Raw genomic sequence first — 5,507 nt, 5'->3', positions numbered from 1 at the left:
CGTTTCGCGCAGTGCCACGCGGACCGTCGCACCCGCAGTGAGGGACACCGCGGACGCCGTCCGGACAGTGCCCCGACGCATTGGCCACTGGTGTCCGCCGGCGTCCGCGACTGGGGACACAATGACGGGCGTCAACGTCCTCGACTGTCCCCGCCGGCTGGCGCAACACCCGCACAGGGACGTTTCGCGCAGTGCCACGCGGACCGTCGCACCCGCAGTGAGGGACACCGCGGACGCCGTCCGGACAGTGCCCCGACGCATTGGCCACTGGTGTCCGCCGGCGTCCGCGACTGGGGACACAATGACGGGCGTCAACGTCCTCGACTGTCCCCGCCGGCTGGCGCAACACCCGCACAGGGACGTTTCGCGCAGTGCCACGCAGACCGTCGCACCCGCAGTGAGGGACACCGCGGACGCCGTCCGGACAGTGCCCCGACGCATTGGCCACTGGTGTCCGGGACTGGGACTGCAGGATCACTACAACCCGTTTGGTTTGCCCTGACGACAACCAGATGAAGACGCAGCAGAACGTTCTGACGCATCTCACTCAGTCCTGAAGAGCGAAGTGGTTGCTTCAGGTTTCTCACATCCGATGAAGTAACTTGAAGAGGTTTCTTGCGAAAAGGAAGACGTAAGAAACTCTGTTACTTCTAGAGGGTCTTCGCGCGACGAATAATTTCAAAGCGCGGAACGGATGCAACCACAGACAATATCCGTTGGTGTATGCTCATCCATGTGAAGCAGCGGGCTGGACGCCAGCCTGAAGCTTCTGGAAACCAAGACTTCGGGAGCACGTAGTAACGAAGTCTGGACATGGGAAGGCCCCCCGCGCCGTCGTAACAGGTCAGACGCGGAGGGCCGGTGTCACCGAGTGTGACCCTGCATGAGCCTGGCCGTTGCAGCGGCTGGGCTCATTGCGTTCTGGAGCTACAGCAGGTGTCCCAGCTGGAGCAGCCAGTAGGTGGCCTGCGCGCCGCCGGCGACGACGCCGAAGACGAGACTGCACCTACGCAGCAGGATCCACACCGACTTGCGCGGCCGCCTCGGCGGCTTGCCAGTCGTGTGGCTCATACCCGATTCACCTCCTTCCTTGGTCAGAAGGGGGTGGAGGGTGATCGGCATTGCGATCACCTGGGTAGAGATTACCAGAGGGTGAAGGTGTTTCCCGGGGCCCAGGAACGGCTCGGAAGTATCCCCGGGTGATAGTCGGTCCAGGATGGATGCGGAATCGTGGGGAAAAGGGCGGGGGCCCTTCTTTACCTGCGCGGCTGGATCTCCGTATTCGCCCAGGTCAGTCCATATGGCGGGCAACCGCCGCCGTGGTTACCCGCAGGTTGCGGGCATCACCTTTTCCGCAGCCCTCGGCAGTCGGCTCGTCGGGCAGCGGCCTGGCGGACCGGCCGAGGCCGGCCCGCCAGGCCGCTGCGACGGTGCGACGGTGCTCTTGGAGGAGCCTGGGGTGGCCGGGTCCGCGCATGGTGGCCGAGCGCAGGTGCACGGCGTCGGTGCGGCGGGCCTAGAGCCGCTCGGCGTCCTCGACACGGTTGGTTCTGCTCCGAGGCGAGGACCACGCGGAGCTTGTTATCGGCCCCGGCTTGGCCCGGAACGGCCCTGGGTCGGCGGCTCGTAGCGGCCGCGGTTCTGCTCGGCGATCCGCTGGGCCTCGGCCTGCCGGGCGGCCCGCCGGGCCTGCTCGGCCGCGCGCTGGGTGGCCACGGCGAGGCGGTGGGCGGTGCGCTCGGTGCTCTCGGCGGCCTGGCGCTCTGGGGACAGGGTGGTCCGGACGGCGGCCTCGGTGCGCAGATCGGACGCCCGCTCCTGCTTCTCGGCGGCGAGGGAGCGCTGTTCGTCGGCCTGGGCCTGCAGCCGGTTGACGCGCTGCTGGTCCTGGCCGGCGTGGAGCCGCGCGTAGGCGGGCAGGGCCTGCTGCAGGTCCGCCAGGCGCTCGGCCATCTGCGTACCGTCGCCGGCGGGCCACGGGGTGACCATCAGGGTGCTGGCGACGGGCCGCAGCAGGCGGACGGCTTCCTGCGTGGCGGTGTGCAGCAGCTGCCGGAGCTCCCGCTCTCGGTCCTCGGCGGCGATCCGTCGGGCCAATGCCTGCGCGGCGGCCTCCTGCTGCTCGGCCCGGCTCGTCCCGTCCAGGCGCAGGGCGAGACGGCCGCGGGCGGCCTGCCGCTCGGCCTTCTCCTTCGCCTCCCGGGCGGCGGCCCAGTCCGCGCCGGCCTGGCGGAGCAATCGCTCCAGCGTCTGGACGTGCTCGACCTGCTCGGCGACGGCGGCCAGCAGCCCGGTCACGTCGTCGACGCGCTGCTGGCCAGGGGCCTCCGGCGTGCCGAGCAGCGAGCGGGCGATGTCGGCGTGGGCCTGCAGCTGTTCGGCCTTGCGGCCGGCGGTGGCGGCGTCCTTCTCCGCTTCCTCGGCCTGGGGTAGCAGCGATCCGGTGGGCAGGGCGCCGTACCGGCGGTCCTGCCACGGCGCGATGCCCGCCTCGACGGCGGCCCGCGCGAGCTCGGCGCGCACCCGCGCGGCCTCGGCGGCGGTGATCGTCTCCATCTCTTCCTCGCTGGGGAGCTCGATCCCGGCGGCGGCCCGCTCGCGGCCGGCCTCGACTAGGCGGTCGATGTCGACGTCTTCGAGCGGCCCGCCCCGTCGTTCGTCCGCCTCGGCGACCGGGGCGCCGGGCTCCCGGGGCTCGGGGTATGGAACCGGCGCGGCCGGAGGAGCGAGCAGGTAGTCGCCGTCGTCGGCCGCCCGCCGGTGGGGCAGCGCCAGGGCGCGGTCGACGGTGAGCTCGTCGAGGACCAGGCGGTCAGGCTGGTCGCCTTCGAGCGCCCGTCCGTACGCCGCGACGGCCCGGCGCAGGCGCTCGTCCGGGGTGCGCGGCTCGCCGAGGCGCAGGCGGGTCTGCTCGTCCTCCATCAGCATCGCGGGGATCCACAGGTGGCTGGCCTCCCGGGCCCGGGACAGCGCGGGGTAGAGGCTGTGGGCGTCGGCGCCCATGCCGTAGACGAGCGCGACGTCGGCGGTCAGCCCCTGGGCGGCGGCGATGGTCATCGCGTAGCCGTGGGAGAGGGCGCTGGCGGCGATCTGGTCCGGGGTGATCCAGGCCTGCTGCAGGCGGTGGCCGTCCGGGCCGGAGCGGCGCCACTCGACCAGGGCCCGGCCGCTCTCGTCGATCTCGCGGACCACGCCGCGGAAGCCGTTGAGGACGTCGGGCTGGGAGCTGTCGCGGCGGGAGCGGTAGTCGTTCTTCCGGACGCGGACCTGGTCGCCGACGGCGAGGTCGAGCGTGCGGCCACCGGGGAGCCGGTAGGTGCGCTCGTCGGCGAGCTGGCCCTGTTCCTGGAGCAGGCGGCGGGCGGCGGCGTTCAGCAGTTCGACGTCGGCGTTGGTGGCGGCGAGCACGACCAGGCGCTCGGTGAGCTCGTGCGGGTCCGTCTGCCAGCGGCGGTGCTGGTCGAGCCAGGCGGTGAGCATGCCGGTGTGGGCCTGCTCGGCGGTGTCGGTGGCGTGCACGCGGCCGGCCTCCGCGAAGGCGGCGAGCGCGGTGGTGCGGGCGCCCGCGCGCCAGACCTCCAGCGCGGCCCGCTCGGCGGCGTCGCGCTGGCGCCGGTTCTCGGTGAGCACCGCGCCGTCGACCAGGGCGTGGGCTGCGGCGAATCCTCCGCCGACGCCGATCGCCCGCAGCTGCTGGGGGTCGCCGATCATCACAATTTTGGTGCCGCTGGCGCCCGCGCGCCGCAGCAGCTCGGCGACCGCGCGGTCGTCGACCATCGCCCCCTCGTCGACGACCAGGACGTCGACCTGGTCGAGGCCGGGCCCGGGATGGTCGGCGCGCAGCCACCCGGCGATGGTCGAGGACTCGATGCCGGCCTCGGTGGCGAGGTTGGCGGCGGCCACGGCGGCGGTGGCCGCGCCGCAGACGCGCAGGCCCGCCGCTTCCCAGCCGACCCGGGCGGCTTCCATGAGCGTGGTCTTGCCGGCGCCCGCGACGCCGACGACGACGTCCAGGCCGTGACCGGCGGTCAGCAGCCGGTGGACGACGTGGCGCTGCTGGTCGCTGAGCCGGAATCCGCGGGTCGCCTCGAACGTGGCGAGCGCGAGCTCTGCGGCGGCCGGGGTGATCCGGGCGGCGCCTTCTCCGAGCCGGGCGGCAGCGGTCTCGGTGATGGTCTGCTCGGCCGCGAGGATCGAGGTGTGGGTGTAGCGCTGGGCGTTGGTCATGTGGTCGGCGCCCTGGTCCGGCAGGCGCACGGCGTGGCCCTCGACCGCGAGGACCTGGTCGGTGAGGCGCTCGGCCTGCTCGGCGCTCGCCAGGCCGCGCGGGCAGGCGTCGATCACGGCCGCGAGGACGGCGGCGCGGGTGACCACCTTGGTGTGTTCGACCAGGCCGCCGTCCTCGCGCCAGATCCACGCGGCGATCCGTTCGGGCGAGGGCAGCTGCGGGCCCCCGGGTCCGGTCGGGCCGGGGGCCGCCCCGCCGCCGGGGCCGTCCCATCGGGGCACGGCCGCGCGAACCATCGCGTCGACGTCCAGCGGACGGCCGTCGACGTCGACGCTGCGGGCCCGGTGCAGCCAATCGCCGCGCTCGCTGGCGGACTGGTCGCTCTTGCCCTCGGCGAGCTGCTGCGCGACGAGTTTCTGCTCGCGGGTGGTCATGCCCTCGCCGACCGCGTCGGCGATCTGCAGGTGCCGGCGGGAGAACGCGGTGCGCAGCTGCTGCGGGATGCCGACGACCTCCCATGCTCCGGTCTCCGGCGAGCGCTCCCAGCGCATCCCGAAGCGCTGTCCGGTGAGCTCGCGCAGGCGCGCCTTGACCATCGCGTCGGCGGCCAGCGCGTGGCGGTGGACGTCCCGGCCGCCGGCGCCTGGCGCGCGCCACTTCCCGTCGTCCACCGCGCGGGCGAGGTTGGCGAAGGCGATGTGGACGTGCAGGTGCGGATCGCCCGCTCCGCCGCCGACCGGCCGGGCGGAGCGGTGGGTGGTCATCCAGCCGAGCAGCCCGGAGGAGTCGACGCGCTCGGCGCGCTTCCCGTCGCCGTGGTGGCCGCGCATCGTGTAGCCGACCCAGCCCTCGTACGCGGCGAACGTCTCGCGGCAGGCCTGCAGGAAGGCCTCCTCCAGCTCGGCGGCCAGGACGTCGTCGGCGACGCCGAACAGGGCGCTGTAGGACTTCGGCAGATCGAGGGTCAGGTCGTACCCGGCGTTGCGGACGGAGATCCGGTCGTCGCGGTGCTTGCGGGCGAGCGCGAGTTCGTCGGCGTCGTATAGCTCGGCGACGTCGAGGCCGGCGGCCGCGGCGATGTCCTCTACGGCGTCGACCGGCACACGGTGCGCGTCGCCGTCGCGGCGGACCTGGCGGGCGACGCGGGCCAGGCGGTCGGTCAGCTTGTCGTCGTCGAGCAGCTCGGCGACGTCGAGGCCGGCGGCCGCGGCGATGTCCTCTACGGCGTCGACCGGCACACGGTGCGCGTCGCCGTCGCGGCGGACCTGGCGGGCGAACG

Annotated in this window: 2 protein-coding genes; both read right to left on the bottom strand. The window is 73.1% G+C overall.

The annotated features are described in order from the left end of the window. Positions 1-927: 927 nt before the first annotated feature. Complete coding sequence (locus tag ACIRD3_RS39510) at positions 928-1,071, bottom strand: hypothetical protein (protein ID WP_402226741.1); 144 nt, start codon at positions 1,069-1,071, stop codon at positions 928-930. Between the two features lie 510 nt (positions 1,072-1,581). Beyond that, positions 1,582-5,466, bottom strand: coding sequence for a MobF family relaxase (gene mobF / locus ACIRD3_RS39505; RefSeq protein WP_402226738.1), 3,885 nt, complete (start codon positions 5,464-5,466; stop codon positions 1,582-1,584). Positions 5,467-5,507 lie beyond the last annotated feature (41 nt).

Origin of the sequence: Kitasatospora sp. NPDC093550, from assembly GCF_044764985.1 — a bacterium.
Taxonomy (GTDB): Bacteria; Actinomycetota; Actinomycetes; order Streptomycetales; family Streptomycetaceae; genus Kitasatospora.
Note: the sequence above shows the minus strand (reverse complement) of the source record. Positions and strands in the feature narration are given on the sequence as shown.

Bases quoted from the DNA above. Each gene is read 5' to 3' on its own strand.
- ACIRD3_RS39510 (WP_402226741.1), bottom strand. From the start codon at position 1,071: ATGAGCCACACGACTGGCAAGCCGCCGAGGCGGCCGCGCAAGTCGGTG.